Here is a 14,438-nt window from a genome sequence, read left to right as displayed (position 1 = left end):
CGGAATGGATGTGTAATGACATGCCGAGTGTGACATCGGCGCCTCGAATGTGACATCAGGATGCTGGGCTTGGCGTGCTGTATTAAATGTGTCACAAGAAAAACTATATTGTCATGTTTTCATCTGAAATGTCATCTAAGCATCTATCATTGCTGATGAGTTCAATAGTGGAGATGTGGATGTTTGAAAAGGGAAACAAAGTCCGTCGTAAAGCCGGCGGGCCGGTCATGACGGTCCGGAGAACCGGCGACTTCAGTCCGGTTGCCGCGAACGGTGTCGATTGCGTGTGGCTCGATGAGAAGCGCAAGCGTTGCAGCGCGGTGTTCGATGCGGGGGACCTGGAGCAGGTAGGGGCCGAGCAACGCCAGTTGCATAACATGGCGTTGCAGCCGGCTACGGGGGAGGGGTAACGCCGGACGCAATTAACCATGAGTGGCCGAGCAGCACTCCGGTCTCGGCCGCAACGAAAAAAGGGTTACACGCCAAAGCATGTAACCCTTTCTTTTTACTGCGAATTCTTGGGGTGGCTGATGGGACTCGAACCCACGACAACAGGAATCACAATCCTGGACTCTACCAACTGAGCTACAGCCACCATTGTCTTGCTGTTTGTCTTCAGTGCTGCGAAGACAGAACAAGATTATACAAACTCCGGGGCGAACTGGCAACTCTAATTGTTCTGCCTGATCAACATGCCGCGGACCCCGTCCGCGACGACTTCGTGGGTCGGCGGATCGAGGCCGAGCAGGGACGAGAATGCCGCACTCAGGGCGGTGCTGCTGGCGCTCGTATAACCGTCGAGGCGCGCAGGAAGCGCGCTTGCCCCGCGCGCGATGCCGCCAGCCGCCAGCAGCCGCGCCAGCTGGCGTGCCACGGCTTCGCCGGTGTCGATCAGCGTGACCGGGCGTGCGGCGGCGGCGGCGATCAGGCGTTCGATCGATGCCTGCACCAGCGGGTAGTGGGTGCAGCCCAGCACCAGCGTGTCGGCGCCGGCGTCGAGCAGCGGGGCGATGAAGCGCTGCAGCAGGGCGTCGGTCTCGTTCGATTCGAGGGTGCCGAATTCGATCTGGTCGGCCAGGCCGTGGCAGGGCCGCAGCAGGAAGCGCGCGCCGGTGCTCTCTGCGACCTGGTCGCGCAGCAGCAGAAACTTGGCGCCGGCCAGCGTGCGTTCGGTGGCGAGCACGCCGACGATGCCGTTGCGGCTGGCGGCGGCGGCCGGTTTCAGGCCCGGCTCGACGCCGACGATGGGCATGCCGGGATAGCGTGCGCGCAGGGCGGCAATCGCGGCGACGGTGGCGGTGTTGCAGGCGACGACGATGGCCTTGGCGCCTTGCGCAACGAAAAAGGCGCCGATGGCGAGGACGCGTTCGGTGACGCGGTGTTCGGGTTTGTCGCCGTAGGGGGCGAAGCCGGAATCGGCGAAGTAGAGCAGGTGTTCGTGCGGCAGCTGCGCGCGGATGTGGCGCAGGACCGAGAGGCCGCCGACGCCGGAGTCGAAGATGCCGATGGGGGCGTCGGGGGAGGTGTGAACTGTGGTCATAGAGGCTAACAGCAATGCGCCACGCGAACTTGGTTTGAACGCGTGGGCGGGAGACCCGCCCACCTTACGGCCCTGATCGACGGTTACCGGTCGAGGCAACCGTTAGCGCAGGGTTTAGATCGCGTTGACCGGAATGCCTTTCAGCGATTCGATCTTGGCCGACCATTCCTTCGGACCGGTGGTGTGCACCGAGGTACCGGTCGAATCGACGGCGACCGTGACCGGCATGTCCTGCACGTCGAACTCGTAGATCGCTTCCATGCCCAGGTCTTCGAAGCCGATCACCTTGGCCGACTTGATCGCTTTCGAGACCAGGTAAGCCGAGCCGCCGACCGCCATCAGGTAGGCCGACTTGTGCTTCTGGATCGATTCGATCGCCATCGGGCCGCGCTCGGCCTTGCCGATCATCGAGATCAGGCCGGTCTTTTCCAGCATCATGTCGGTGAACTTGTCCATGCGCGTGGCCGTCGTCGGGCCTGCCGGACCGACGACTTCGTTGCCGACCGGGTCGACCGGTCCGACGTAATAGATCACGCGATTCGTGAAGTCGACCGGCAGTTGTTCGCCGCGGGCCAGCATGTCCTGGATGCGCTTGTGGGCGGCATCGCGGCCGGTCAGCATCTTGCCGTTCAGGAGCAGGGTCTGGCCCGGCTTCCAGGATGCGACTTCTTCTTTCGTCAGCGTGTTCAGGTCGACGCGCTTCGATTTCTCGGTGTCCGGGGTCCAGTTCACGTCAGGCCAGGTCGACAGCGCCGGCGGTTCGATGTACGAAGGACCCGAGCCGTCGAGCACGAAGTGGGCGTGGCGGGTCGCGGCGCAGTTCGGGATCATGGCGACCGGCTTCGATGCGGCGTGGGTCGGGTACATGTTGATCTTCACGTCGAGCACGGTCGTCAGGCCGCCCAGGCCCTGGGCGCCGATGCCGAGCGCGTTGATCTTGTCGCACAGTTCGATCCGCAGTTCTTCCAGCTTGTTCTGCGGGCCGCGCTGCTTCAGTTCGTACATGTCGATGTCTTCCATCAGCGATTCTTTCGCCATCAGCATCGCCTTTTCGGCGCTGCCGCCGATGCCGATGCCGAGCATGCCCGGCGGGCACCAGCCGGCGCCCATCAGCGGCACGGTCTTCATGACCCAGTCGACCAGCGAATCGGATGGATTGAGCATCACGAACTTGGTCTTGTTTTCCGAGCCGCCGCCTTTGGCCGCGACCTTCACGTCGACGGTATTACCTTCGACCAGCTCCATGTGGACCACGGCCGGGGTGTTGTCCTTGGTGTTCTTGCGCTCGAAATGCGGGTCGGCCACGATCGAGGCGCGCAGCTTGTTGTCGGCGAAGTTGTACGCGCGGCGCACGCCTTCGTTGACGGCGTCGGTGACGGTGCCGCTGAAACCTTCGAAGCGCACGCCCATGCCGATCTTCAGGAACACGTTGACGATGCCGGTGTCCTGGCAGATCGGACGCTTGCCTTCGGCGCACATGCGCGAGTTGGTCAGGATCTGCGCGATCGCGTCCTTTGCCGCCGGGCTTTGCTCGGTCTCGTAGGCGCGCGCCAGGTGCTGGATGTAGTCAGCCGGGTGGTAATAGCTGATGTACTGGAGCGCAGCGGCGACCGATTCGATCAGGTCTTCCTGTTTGATGACTGTCATGACAATTCTCTTGTGATGTTAGTGGCTGGTAAGTTAATGCTGTTTAGGCTGATGATGCGTCGAAGTGGTAATGCGGTCGGTCCAGGAAATGGCCAGGGCCGAGAGCAGGAATGCGCAATGGATCACGGTCTGGGCGATCAGGACCTTTTCGTCATAGCTGCCTGCGTTGATGAAGGTTTTCAGCAGGTGGATCGACGAAATGCCGATGATGGCCATGGCCAGCTTGGTCTTCAGGACCGAGGCGTTGACGTGCGACAGCCACTCGGGCTGGTCCGGATGGCCTTCCAGATGCATGCGCGACACGAAGGTTTCGTAGCCGCCGATGATCACCATGATCAGCAGGTTCGAGATCATGACCACGTCGATCAGGCCGAGCACGACCAGCATGATCGTCGTTTCCGTCAGCTTTTTCGGACCGTTGGTCATGCCCACGGCCTCGAGAATGTGGTTCAACGAGTTGACGTTGCCGAAGGCGGCGCCGATCAGGTCTTTCAGCTCGACCCAGAAATGGAAAACATACACGCACTGCGCCAGGATCAGGCCCAGGTAGAGCGGCAGCTGCAGCCAGCGGCTGGCGAAGATCAGGCTATTTAAGGGGGTGAGCTTGCGGTATGGAATTTGGGGCGGATTATGCGACATCGGGTGAAGCTCCAGGAGTGCGTCGAAAATACAGCCCATCATTTTACACCTCTGGCGCACGCTTGCAGATGGCCGTGTCGGTTTGGCCGGGGGTTGGTAAAATCGCATGGGAGCTGGGAAGGCGCGCGCTTATGCACGGCTGTGCCCGCTTATGCCCGCTTATGCTCGCTTATGCTCGTAAGGGACGAGTAAGGGCACGCGCCTATGGTGTCAGGCAAAACTACTACATGATGGAGACCGGCATGACTGAGAACGATAGCAACCAGGAAAACCATGGCCTGCAGGAAAACCGCGTGTTCGCGCCGCCGGCCGAATTCAGCGCCAACGCCGCCATCTCGGGCATGGAAGCCTACGACAAGATGTGCGCGGAAGCAGCGGGCGACTACGAAGGCTTCTGGGCCCGCCTGGCGCGCGAACACCTCGACTGGCAAACGCCGTTCACCAATACCCTCGACGAGTCCGACGCGCCATTTTATAAATGGTTCGCCGACGGCCAGCTGAACGCCTCCTACAACTGCCTCGACCGCAACCTTCTGAACGGTAACGCCGAAAAAACGGCGATCATCTTCGAGGCCGACAACGGCGCCGTCACCAACGTCACCTACCGCGAACTGCACGCGCGCGTCTGCAAGTTCGCCAACGGCCTCAAGGACCGCGGCATCAAAAAGGGCGACCGCGTCATCATCTACATGTCGATGTCGATCGAAGGCGTGGCCGCGATGCAGGCCTGCGCGCGCATCGGCGCGACCCACTCGGTGGTGTTCGGCGGCTTTTCCGCCAAATCGCTGCAGGAACGCATCATCGACGCCGGCGCCGTGGCCGTCATCACCGCCGACGAACAACAGCGCGGCGGCAAGTCGCTGCCGCTGAAATCCATCGTCGACGAAGCGCTGGCGCTGGGCGGCTGCGACAGCATCCGCGACGTCATCGTCTATAAACGCACCGGCGGCGACATCGCCTGGAATCCAGGGCGCGACATCTGGCTCAACGAACTGGTCGATACCCAACCCGCCGAGTGCGAACCGGAATGGGTCGACGCCGAGCACCCGCTGTTCATCCTCTACACTTCGGGCTCGACCGGCACGCCGAAGGGCGTCCAGCACTCGACCGGCGGCTACCTGTTGTGGGCCGCGCTGACGATGAAATGGACCTTCGACATCAAGCCGAGCGACGTGTTCTGGTGCACCGCCGACATCGGCTGGGTCACCGGCCACAGCTACATCACCTACGGCCCGCTGGCCGTCGGCGCCACCGAAGTCGTGTTCGAGGGCGTGCCGACCTTCCCGAACGCCGGCCGCTTCTGGGACACCATCGCCAAGCACAAGGTGAGCATTTTCTACACCGCGCCGACCGCGATCCGCTCGCTCATCAAGGCATCGGACGTCAACCCGGACGTGCATCCGCAAAACTACGACCTGTCCTCGCTGCGCCTGCTCGGCTCGGTCGGCGAACCGATCAATCCGGAAGCCTGGATGTGGTACTACAAGAACGTCGGCGGGGAACGCTGCCCGATCGTCGATACCTTCTGGCAAACCGAAACCGGCGGCCACATGATCACCCCGCTGCCGGGCGCGACGCCGATGGTGCCGGGCTCGTGCACGCTGCCGCTGCCGGGCATCATGGCCGCGATCGTCGACGAAGCCGGCGCCGACGTGCCGAACGGGCAGGGCGGCATCCTGGTCGTGAAACGTCCATGGCCGTCGATGATCCGTACCATCTGGAACAATCCGGAACGTTTTAAAACGAGCTATTTCCCTGAAGAGCTTGGCGGCAAGTACTACCTGGCCGGCGACGGCGCGATCCGCAACAAGGACACCGGCAATTTCACCATCACCGGACGCATCGACGACGTGCTCAACGTGTCCGGCCACCGCATGGGTACGATGGAAATCGAGTCGGCGCTGGTGGCCAACCCGAACGTCGCCGAAGCCGCCGTGGTCGGCAAACCCGACGACACTACCGGCGAAGCGATCTGCGCCTTCGTCGTCCTGAAGGGCGCGCGTCCGACCGGAGAAGATGCGAAGAAACTCGCCACCGAACTGCGCAACTGGGTCGGCAAGGAAATCGGCCCGATCGCCAAACCCAAGGAAATCCGCTTCGGCGACAACCTGCCTAAAACCCGCTCCGGCAAGATCATGCGCCGCCTGCTGCGCGTGCTGGCCAAGGGCGAAGCCATCACCCAGGACGTGTCGACGCTGGAAAACCCGGCGATCCTGGACCAATTGAAGGAATCCGCGTAATCGCGCTGAACGCGTGGACGTAAAACCCGCCCACGCTACCTTTATATTGTTGACCCCGTTGGCGGGCATGCACACCGTTACGTGCGTCGTAGGGTGGGCATGCCCACCGTTACGTGTGTCTCCGGTAATCGTCCACTCGCACCCCAGCTCAAATAACAAAGGCCGCTCGAAGCGGCCTTTTTATCAACCCGGCAGGCTTACGACCCAGCGAGCGGACTCCCCACCAGCCCCACCGCCAACTCCGCCCACACGAACACGAACCCCAGCCCAATCACGCCAAGCGCAATCACCCGCGCCTTGCGCGACCGTAGCTTTGCCGCCGCCACTTCAAACAGCAGCCCGGTCCCCGCCAGCAGCACGGCAGCAATCACAAAGTCGCTCCCCGTCCAATCAACTTCGCGCGTAAATTGCATCGCCACCAACGGCACCAGCAACATCGCCGCCGTCCCCAGCAACACCCGCAACAATTGTTTGCCGCCGATCTGCCTAACAGGTCCCTTGCCGCCTGCCATCGTGTTCATTGCCGTCTCCCGAATAGATAAGCCAGCTGTCAGTTTGCCAGCATCGCGGGATGGCTTCAACTGGTAAATACGCGAATGCCGTCCATTGTGGCCTGTCGTACCGATTGTCTGGATGCAAGCGATTACAATGGGTTTTTCTCAGCTGTGGATTCCAACTTGCAAAAGTTTTCGTCCCGATTAGCGTTACTGCACCTGGCCGTCACCGCTTGCTTCCTGCTCGGCGCAGCCAATGGCATCGGCTGGGTGTTTGACATTCCCTTGTTGGTATCGCTGTTCGAAAGCCTGCCGAAGATGGTGCCGGCGACAGCCACGCTGGTGCTGGCAAGCGCCGCCAGCCTCGGCTTGCAGGCGCGCCATCGCGTGCAATCGCCGGCAGGCAGCGCGATCGGCATGCTGGTGGCCCTTGCCGGCCTGTCGATGCTGGCCTGCCACATCGCAGGTACGGCGCCCAGCCCCTTCCTGCTCTCGGGTGTCGGCACGCAGTCGGCGCTGAGCCTGTCGGCGCCACTTACAGCGGGCATCTTTTTCATCCTGGGCGGGGCGCTGAGCCTGATGGCGCGCGACCGTCACGTCGAGCTGGCACAGATCGGCGCCATGGCAGTGCTGCTGCTGGCACTACTCAATTTCGCCGGCTACTTTTTCCTGGACACGCTCCTGTATAAAGCGTTGCCGGGCAAGGGCGTCTCGTTGCCGACCACCGCGGCCGCCACCCTGCTAGCCGGCGGCGTGCTGCTGCTGCGTCCCGACCAGGGCATCATGACGGTGATTGCGGGGTCGTCGCCCAGTGCCCGCATCGCGCGCCGCCTGCTGTGGCTGGCGCTGGCGGTGCCGCTGGTGCTGGCCGGCATTGCCGTGGCGGCGCTGCACGCGGGCTTGTACGACGCTGCGACGCTGCTGCCTTTGCTTGCCTGGGGAACGATCGTCTTGCTGGCGCTGCTGATCTGGCGTTTCGCCTGGCGCCTGTATGAGCTCGACATCGCCCGCGCCCGCGCCGAACAGGACCTGACCGGCGCATTTGCAGCAACTGCACGACGAGCGCGACCGCAAGGACGTTTTCCTCGCCATGCTCGCGCACGAACTGCGCAACCCGCTCGCGCCGATCCAGTCGGCCGCCGAACTGCTGCGCCACATGCGCAATCCCGATAGGGCGGGCATCGACAAGGTCGGCAGCATGATCCTGCGTCAGGTCGAGCACATGGTGCACCTGGTCGACGATTTGCTGGATGTCTCGCGCATCGGCCGCGGGCAGCTGGTGCTCGACGCCCAACCGGTCGACATCCGGGCAGCGATCAACGCAGCCTGCGAACAGGTGCGTCCGGCAATCGAGCGCAAGGGGCACCGCTTCCAGCTCGACCTCGTGCCGGAACCGGTGGTCGTGCTGGGCGAACATCAACGGCTGGTGCAAATCATCGCCAACCTGCTCAACAATGCCGCCAAGTACACGCCCGAGGGCGGCGAACTCGCGCTGCACCTCGCAGCCGATGCCCGGCAAGTGACGATCGCGGTGCGCGACAATGGCATCGGCATCGACGCAGACCTGCTGCCGCGCGTGTTCGACACTTTTACCCAGGCGATACTGACGCCCGACCGGAATCACGGCGGTCTGGGACTGGGGCTGGCGCTGGTCAAACGTTTGACCGAACTGCACGGCGGCACGGTACAGGCCGACAGCGCCGGCGCGGGGAGCGGCAGTACGTTTACATTGGTATTGCCACGGGTTTAGCCCGGCATTCGTTCTTCCGGACGCAAGGTCAACACCCGCGCCCCATGCCGGGTCACCGCCACCGTGTGCTCGAACTGCGCCGACAATTGCCCGTCGCGCGTGACGACCGTCCAGCCGTCGTCTTCGGTGCGCACCGCACGCCGTCCCTGGTTCAGCATCGGCTCGATGGTGAACACCATGCCTTCCTGCAGCACCAGCCCCGTTTGCGGTTTCCCCCAGTGCAGCACCTGCGGCGGCTCGTGCATCTCGCGGCCGATGCCGTGGCCGCAATATTCGCGCACCACCGAATAGCCGTTCTTCCTGGCGTGCTTTTCGATGGCGTGGCCGACGTCGCCCAGCCGCGCGCCCGGCCGCACCGCCTTGATTCCCTTCCACATCGCCTCATAGGTCACCTGCACCAGGCGCTCGGCCAGCGGTTTGACCTTACCGACCAGGTAGGTCTTGCTGGAGTCGGCGATGTAACCGTTCTTCTCCAGCGTGATATCGAAGTTGACGATATCGCCGTCCTGGAGGATCTCGGTCGGGGAGGGCACGCCGTGGCAGACCACGTGGTTGCGCGACGCGTTCAGGGCGTAGGCGTAACCGTACTGACCCTTGCTGGCCGGTCGCGCCTTCAACTCGTTCACGATCAGGCTATCGACCAGGTCGTTGACCTGCATGGTGGACATGCCGGTCAGGGTCAGCTTGTCGAGGTGGCTGAACACGGCGGCCAGCAACTTGCCGGACTCGGCCATCAGGGCGATTTCTTCGGGGCGCTTGGTCATGGCTAGGCCGCCCGCAGCGAGGGCGCGTTGACGCCGGCGGCTTTCAACTCGTCGGCGACGATCTCGTTGAAGGTTTTGTTGGGGTTCAGTTGGGACAGCATGCCGATCTTGATCCAGAACGCGGCCTGGGCGTTGATGGAGCGGTTGGTGACGGTGCTGGCTTTGCGGACCTGGTCGTGCAGGTCGTCGTCGATGTTGACGATGCCCATGGTTTGTACTCCTATATATGGAACGTATATGGAGTGTATATGGTTTTTCGAGCGGAGGGCAAGGGATTCTTGTTGGGTCTGTAGGGTGGGCACTTGTGCCCACGCGTCTGTATAGTTTGAAAATCGGTGGCTTGCTTTCACTGCAAAAACTTGATCAGAGGTACGGCGCGCGCCCTCGGCGCGCGGGGCCGTCGCCCTTTGGGGCGACGGCAAACGGGCGATTCGCCCACGTTCCGCGGGCCCGCCGCGCCCTGCAGGGCGACGGCTTTCGAATCCCCCACGCGAGGCGCGCAGGCGCCTCGCTTCTCTCCGCCAGGAAACAAATGAAAAAGCCACCTCGAGGGTGGCTTTTTCATTTGTTTCCTGGCGGAGAGAGGGGGATTCGAACCCCCGGTAGGCTATGAACCTACACACGCTTTCCAGGCGTGCGACTTAAACCACTCATCCATCTCTCCTGCATGCTTCGCCGTTGCGAAGCCGCCTATTATAGCAACAATTCTCGGCAGTTCAAGCACATTCCCGCGACGCCACGCCGGCTACCTCACGTAGCAAATATTTAAGCTTGTCATTTTGCTGTCATCGAGCCGACATTTTTGGCTGTTGTAATGCATGCATCCCCGCTGCACAGCAGGGCTCACCACCCTACCACCTACTCGGAGAATGCCAGCATGACCAACAAGGACCTCTCGCCGTCGCGGCGCAATCTGCTCAAGGGCGCCGTGGCCGGCGCTACCGCCTTGCCGTTCGTGGGCGCGTTCATGGCGCTGCAGTCGCAACAGGCGCGTGCCGCCAACGGTTCGACTGCACTGGTCGACAGCCCTTACGGCCCGATTCGCCCGACCGCCGACATGACCACCGGCCTGCCGCTGCTGCAGTTGCCGCCGGGCTTTACTTATAAAACCTTTGGCTGGCGCGGCGATACGATGGCCAATGGCATGCCGTGTCCGGGTGGGCATGATGGCATGGGTGTCGTGGTGTCGCGCAAGGTCGGGCGCAGCAGCGAACTGGTGCTGGTGCGTAATCATGAGATCGGTTCCACGTCGGCCGGCAACTTCCTGAATGCGCCGGGCGTCTACGACAACGGCACCAGCACCACCAGCACCACCAACAAGTTCGGCGGCGGCACCACCAATCTGATTTTCCGCGACGGCAACTGGGTCAGCATGACGCCGAGCCTGGGCGGCACGCAAACCAACTGTGCCGGCGGCATCACGCCCTGGGGCACCTGGCTTACCTGCGAAGAGGTCGGTTCGGATGCCGTCAGCGCCTCCGGCCGCAAGCATGGCTACGTGTTCGAAGTCCATTCGGACCCGGCGCGCACCACCGGCTTGCCGATCATCGGCATGGGCCGCTTTGCGCACGAGGCGGCGGCGGTCGATCCGGCCAACGGCAACGTCTACCAGACCGAGGACAGCTCGGGCAAGTCGGGCTTTTATCGCTATGTGCCGGACATCAAGACTGGCGCGCCGGGTTCGCTGGCGATGGGCGGCGTGCTGCAGATGGCCAAAGTCAAAGGCGTGCCGAACGTAAACCTGGCGACGGCGCCGTTGAATGCGCGCTATGAACTGGAATGGGTGCCGGTAGCCGATCCGGACGCGAACCGCGGCAACGCCGTCGGTCCAACCGGCATCGCGATCTCGAACGCGGCCGGCCCCTTCGTGCAGGGCTGGACCCTGGGTGCGCTGCGCATGAACCGTGGCGAAGGCATCTGGTATGCGCAGGGCAAGATGTACGTGATGGATACGTCGGGCGGCGCCGTCTCGCGCGGTGCGATCTGGGAACTCGACCTGGCGAGCCAGGTGCTGACCTGCATCTATTCGAGCCCGAGCCAGCTGGTCGGCAACATGGGCGACAACCTGACGGTCAGCCCGCGCAACGCTATCCTGATCTGCGAAGACGCCTCGACCGCCGCCACCGATCCGTTCGGCTTCGGCCAGCGCCTGATGGGCATCACGGGGCAGGGCGACGCCTACATCTTCGCCAAGAACAACGTCAACCTGAGCGCGGTGCAGCTGCAAACCGCGGGCAAGCAGACCGGGCTGGCAGGCGACCACCGCGCCAACGAATTCGCCGGCGCCTGTTTCGATCCGACCGGACGCTACCTGTTCGTCAACATCCAGACGCCGGGCATCACCTTCGCCATCGCCGGCCCATGGGCCAACGGCCCGCTGTAATCATTCACGACAACAAGGGGAATCCCATGCATCTCGCCAAACTCGCCGCCGCCGCCCTGGTCGCCGCGCTCTCCATCGCCGGCCCGGCCAAGGCCGCGCTGCTGCTCAACACCAGCGGTTCGTCCGCCAACACCGTCACCGACTACAGCACGCCTGGCGCGGTGTCGTTCGACCTCGACCTGCAGAACTTCAGCACCACCACGCTGCGCTTCGAAATCCAGGCCGAAGACCTGCTCGGCCCGCTGAGCCTGAACGCCCTGGTGCGCAACCTGAGCGGCACGGCGCTGAACCAGTTCCATTTCAACCTGAGCGGTATTTCCTTCCTGGCGGCCGGCAGCGTGACGCCGACCTTCGGCACGCTGGGCAGCGTCAGCAACGGTCTCGATGTCGCCAGCATCGGTTTTGCGACGCCGGAATGGGCTGAGTTCCACTTCGGTAACCCGCTGGCAGTGGAGGGGCAAACCGACTGGATTCTCGACACCAGCGGCCTGGCCGTCGGCGACACCTTCGCCATCAACGCCGAGATTCCCGAGCCGTCGACGCTGGCGCTGCTGCTGCCGACGCTGGGCCTGGCCGGCCTGATGGCGCGCCGCCGCCGCAAGGGCTGACAACCGGCTCCCGAAAACGGCGCCGGTTACGGTCGGCGCCGTTTTAATGTCTTTTTTGCCGAAGATAATGTTTTTAAAGGTCAAGTTGCCGACGGATTGGAAGTATGTGCTGACAAGCCGATGGGGTGTATTCCTACTGATCGACGGGATGCCTGCAGTGGTCAGGCAAGCCCTCGATGACTAGGATGTCCCTGTCCCGGCGCACTACGGGCCGGTACCTTAGTTTTCTTAATAGGAGGTAACTATGGCAGCAAATAACCAGGGCGGTAACAACGGCAACAAGCAGAGCGGCGATACCAGCAACCGCGGTTTCGCTTCGATGGACCCACAACGTCAACGCGACATTGCCAGCGAAGGCGGCCGCGCCGCACACGCATCGGGCAATGCGCACGAATTCAGCTCCGAAGAAGCGCGCCGTGCCGGCTCGATGAGCCACAAGAACGACGGCAACCAGCAGTCCGGTGGCAGTAACCAGGGCGGTGGCGGCAACGGGGGACCGCGCGGCGGTTCGCCCGAACAGCACGCACGCGCCGGCGAGCAAAGCCACAAGAACGACGGCAACAAGCAATCCGGTGGCGGCGGCAATCAAAGCACCCGCGGCGGTTCGCCGGAGCAGCATGCCAAAGCCGGCTCGCAGAGCCGCAAGAACGACGAATAGCATGCGTCGTCAACCTGCCTGAGACGGCCTCCTGTCGTCCCGGCAGTTCTGGAAGTAGCGGGGAGGGCGCTCACCTCTGCCGTGCCAATGCGCCGTTGCGCCGGTCGCCCGACCGGTTGCGCGGCGCTTTCGTGTTCGTTGGCCGCCACCCGTGGCAAGCTGACGACAGAACGGCACAATTTAGCTCTCGAAGCTTGCCGTTCACGCCGTGCAGCCACGTGCCCAAGTATTTCCGCGTAAAATTAATTATTTCGATACGGCAATATCAACATCATGGACCGATTCCCCGCCACGACCGCGGCGCCGGCCGCGGCGCTCAAGCTCTCCGAACTGATCGGATCGCTCAGCTATGCGCTCGACCTGACCGAAGGCCAGCCTGCCGGCCACTGCGTGCGCAGCTGCTGGATCGGCATGAACATCGGCCGCGAAGCCGGCATGAGCAGCGAACAGCTGTGGGAGCTGTATTACACGCTGCTGCTGAAAGACGTCGGCTGCAGCAGCAATGCGGCGCGCATCTGCGAGTTGTACATGACCGACGATCGCCTCTTCAAGCACGATTACAAGACGACCGGCGACAGCGTGCCGCAACTGCTGGGCTTCGTGTTCAAGCATGCCGGCATGAAGGCCGGGCTGGCCGAGCGTTTTCGTACCGTGCTGACCATGATTCGCGACGGCCGCGAACTCGGCAACGAATTCATTGCCACCCGCTGCCAGCGCGGCGCCGAGATCGCGCGCCTGCTGCGCTTTCCCGAGCGCGTCGCCGCCGGCATCTACAGCCTCGACGAGCATTTCAACGGCAAGGGCAGTCCGGCCGGACTGGCGGGCGAAGCGATTCCGGCGTATGCGCGCATTGCCTTGCTGGCCCAGGTGGTGGACGTCTTCCACACGGCGGACGGGCGCGACGCGGCGCTGGCGGAAGTGCGCGCGCGATCCGGCAGCTGGTTCGACCCGCGCCTGGTGGCCGCGTTCGAACGGGTGGCGCAATCCGATGCGTTTTGGGCCACCCTGTCGGCGCCGGACATGGACAAGATCGTATTCGCGATGGAGCCGCGCGAACACACGATCCCGCTGGACGACGATTATCTCGACGATATCGCCATCGCCTTCGGCCAGGTGGTCGACTCGAAAAGCCCGTACACGAGCGGGCATAGCGCGCGCGTGTCGCTGTACACCGACATGATCGCCGAGGAGCTTGGCCTGGACCGCGCGCGGCGGCGCTGGCTGCGGCGCGGCGCGATGCTGCACGACGTCGGCAAGCTCGGTGTCAGCAACCGCGTGCTCGACAAGGCCGGCGCGCTCGACCGCGACGAATGGGCGGCGGTGCGCATGCATGCCGAGTACACCGAATCGATCCTGTCGCGCATCGACGCCTTTGCCGAACTGGCGCGCATCGCCGGCGCCCATCACGAGCGCCTTGACGGCGGCGGCTACCCGCGCGGCCTCTCCGGCGACCAGATCGACCTCGAGACGCGCATCATCACCACCGCCGACATTTTCGACGCCATTACCGCCGAGCGCCCCTATCGCGGCGCCATTCCCGTGCCGCAGGCGCTGGAGATGATGGCAAAGACGGTCGGCACCGCGCTCGACCCGCGCTGCTTCGCGGCGCTGCAGCGCGCGGTAGTGCGCGCCGGCCTGATGGAAGCGGCGACCGAGGCGGCCTGAACACCGGGCGCCGGCGGCCAAGGCTGGGATAACATAAGGGCATCATCCCT

13 protein-coding genes, 2 tRNA genes and 1 pseudogene are annotated in these 14,438 nt (G+C 63.4%); 8 read left to right on the top strand and 8 right to left on the bottom strand.

The window, feature by feature from the left end:
• Positions 1–113 precede the first annotated feature (113 nt).
• Complete coding sequence (locus AC56LG_RS02500) at positions 114–410, top strand: DUF2158 domain-containing protein (protein ID WP_497164547.1); 297 nt, start codon at positions 114–116, stop codon at positions 408–410.
• Positions 411–519: 109 nt separating this feature from the next.
• On the opposite strand, the gene AC56LG_RS02495 is transcribed toward AC56LG_RS02500, so the two are convergent.
• From AC56LG_RS02495 to AC56LG_RS02480, 4 genes are all read right to left on the bottom strand, one after another.
• A tRNA-His gene (locus AC56LG_RS02495) sits at positions 520–595 on the bottom strand.
• Between the two features lie 75 nt (positions 596–670).
• Positions 671–1,540, bottom strand: a complete 870-nt coding sequence (murI, locus tag AC56LG_RS02490; RefSeq protein ID WP_497164546.1) for a glutamate racemase — start codon at positions 1,538–1,540, stop codon at positions 671–673.
• 114 nt (positions 1,541–1,654) lie between these two features.
• Positions 1,655–3,187, bottom strand: coding sequence for a fumarate hydratase (locus tag AC56LG_RS02485; RefSeq protein WP_497164545.1), 1,533 nt, complete (start codon positions 3,185–3,187; stop codon positions 1,655–1,657).
• A gap of 33 nt (positions 3,188–3,220) precedes the next feature.
• Entirely contained in the window at positions 3,221–3,826 is a 606-nt protein-coding gene (locus tag AC56LG_RS02480) for a TIGR00645 family protein (RefSeq protein WP_497164544.1), read from the bottom strand.
• 242 nt (positions 3,827–4,068) lie between these two features.
• Here AC56LG_RS02480 and acs point away from each other — a divergent pair, with 242 nt between their 5' ends.
• Positions 4,069–6,066, top strand: coding sequence for an acetate--CoA ligase (gene acs, locus AC56LG_RS02475; protein ID WP_497164543.1), 1,998 nt, complete (start codon positions 4,069–4,071; stop codon positions 6,064–6,066).
• 197 nt (positions 6,067–6,263) lie between these two features.
• On the opposite strand, the gene AC56LG_RS02470 is transcribed toward acs, so the two are convergent.
• The gene (locus AC56LG_RS02470; protein WP_497164542.1) at positions 6,264–6,587 is read right to left on the bottom strand and encodes a hypothetical protein; all 324 of its coding nucleotides are present in this window, start codon (positions 6,585–6,587) and stop codon (positions 6,264–6,266) included.
• A 156-nt stretch (positions 6,588–6,743) separates the two neighbouring features.
• On the opposite strand from AC56LG_RS02470, the gene AC56LG_RS02465 reads away from it, so the two are divergent.
• Both AC56LG_RS02465 and AC56LG_RS02460 read left to right on the top strand, forming a co-directional pair.
• Entirely contained in the window at positions 6,744–7,733 is a 990-nt protein-coding gene (locus tag AC56LG_RS02465) for a hypothetical protein (RefSeq protein ID WP_497164541.1), read from the top strand.
• Positions 7,651–8,310, top strand: a complete 660-nt coding sequence (locus AC56LG_RS02460; RefSeq protein WP_497164540.1) for a sensor histidine kinase — start codon at positions 7,651–7,653, stop codon at positions 8,308–8,310. Before AC56LG_RS02465 ends, AC56LG_RS02460 begins: the two co-directional genes overlap by 83 nt.
• On the opposite strand, the gene map is transcribed toward AC56LG_RS02460, so the two are convergent.
• From map to AC56LG_RS02445, 3 genes are all read right to left on the bottom strand, one after another.
• Positions 8,307–9,074, bottom strand: a complete 768-nt coding sequence (gene map / locus AC56LG_RS02455; RefSeq protein WP_497164539.1) for a type I methionyl aminopeptidase — start codon at positions 9,072–9,074, stop codon at positions 8,307–8,309. The genes AC56LG_RS02460 and map overlap by 4 nt on opposite strands.
• Positions 9,075–9,076: 2 nt before the next feature.
• Entirely contained in the window at positions 9,077–9,283 is a 207-nt protein-coding gene (locus AC56LG_RS02450) for a ParD-like family protein (RefSeq protein ID WP_192056545.1), read from the bottom strand.
• 364 nt (positions 9,284–9,647) lie between these two features.
• Positions 9,648–9,738 (bottom strand) — tRNA-Ser (locus tag AC56LG_RS02445).
• 213 nt (positions 9,739–9,951) lie between these two features.
• On the opposite strand from AC56LG_RS02445, the gene AC56LG_RS02440 reads away from it, so the two are divergent.
• The 4 genes and pseudogenes from AC56LG_RS02440 (at position 9,952) to AC56LG_RS02425 (ending at position 14,388) form a co-directional block, all read left to right on the top strand.
• Positions 9,952–11,457: a PhoX family protein gene (locus AC56LG_RS02440; protein WP_497164538.1), complete on the top strand. Its 1,506-nt coding sequence runs from the start codon at positions 9,952–9,954 to the stop codon at positions 11,455–11,457.
• Between the two features lie 26 nt (positions 11,458–11,483).
• Positions 11,484–12,065: a PEP-CTERM sorting domain-containing protein gene (locus tag AC56LG_RS02435; protein ID WP_497164537.1), complete on the top strand. Its 582-nt coding sequence runs from the start codon at positions 11,484–11,486 to the stop codon at positions 12,063–12,065.
• Positions 12,066–12,309: 244 nt separating this feature from the next.
• Positions 12,310–12,621, top strand: a pseudogene (locus AC56LG_RS02430) (KGG domain-containing protein); the annotation flags it as partial.
• 375 nt (positions 12,622–12,996) lie between these two features.
• Positions 12,997–14,388, top strand: a complete 1,392-nt coding sequence (locus AC56LG_RS02425) for an HD-GYP domain-containing protein (protein WP_497164536.1) — start codon at positions 12,997–12,999, stop codon at positions 14,386–14,388.
• The last annotated feature ends 50 nt before the right edge of the window (positions 14,389–14,438 follow it).

The sequence above is a fragment of the Telluria sp. ZB2R32 genome, assembly GCF_059685715.1.
Note: the sequence above shows the minus strand (reverse complement) of the source record. Positions and strands in the feature narration are given on the sequence as shown.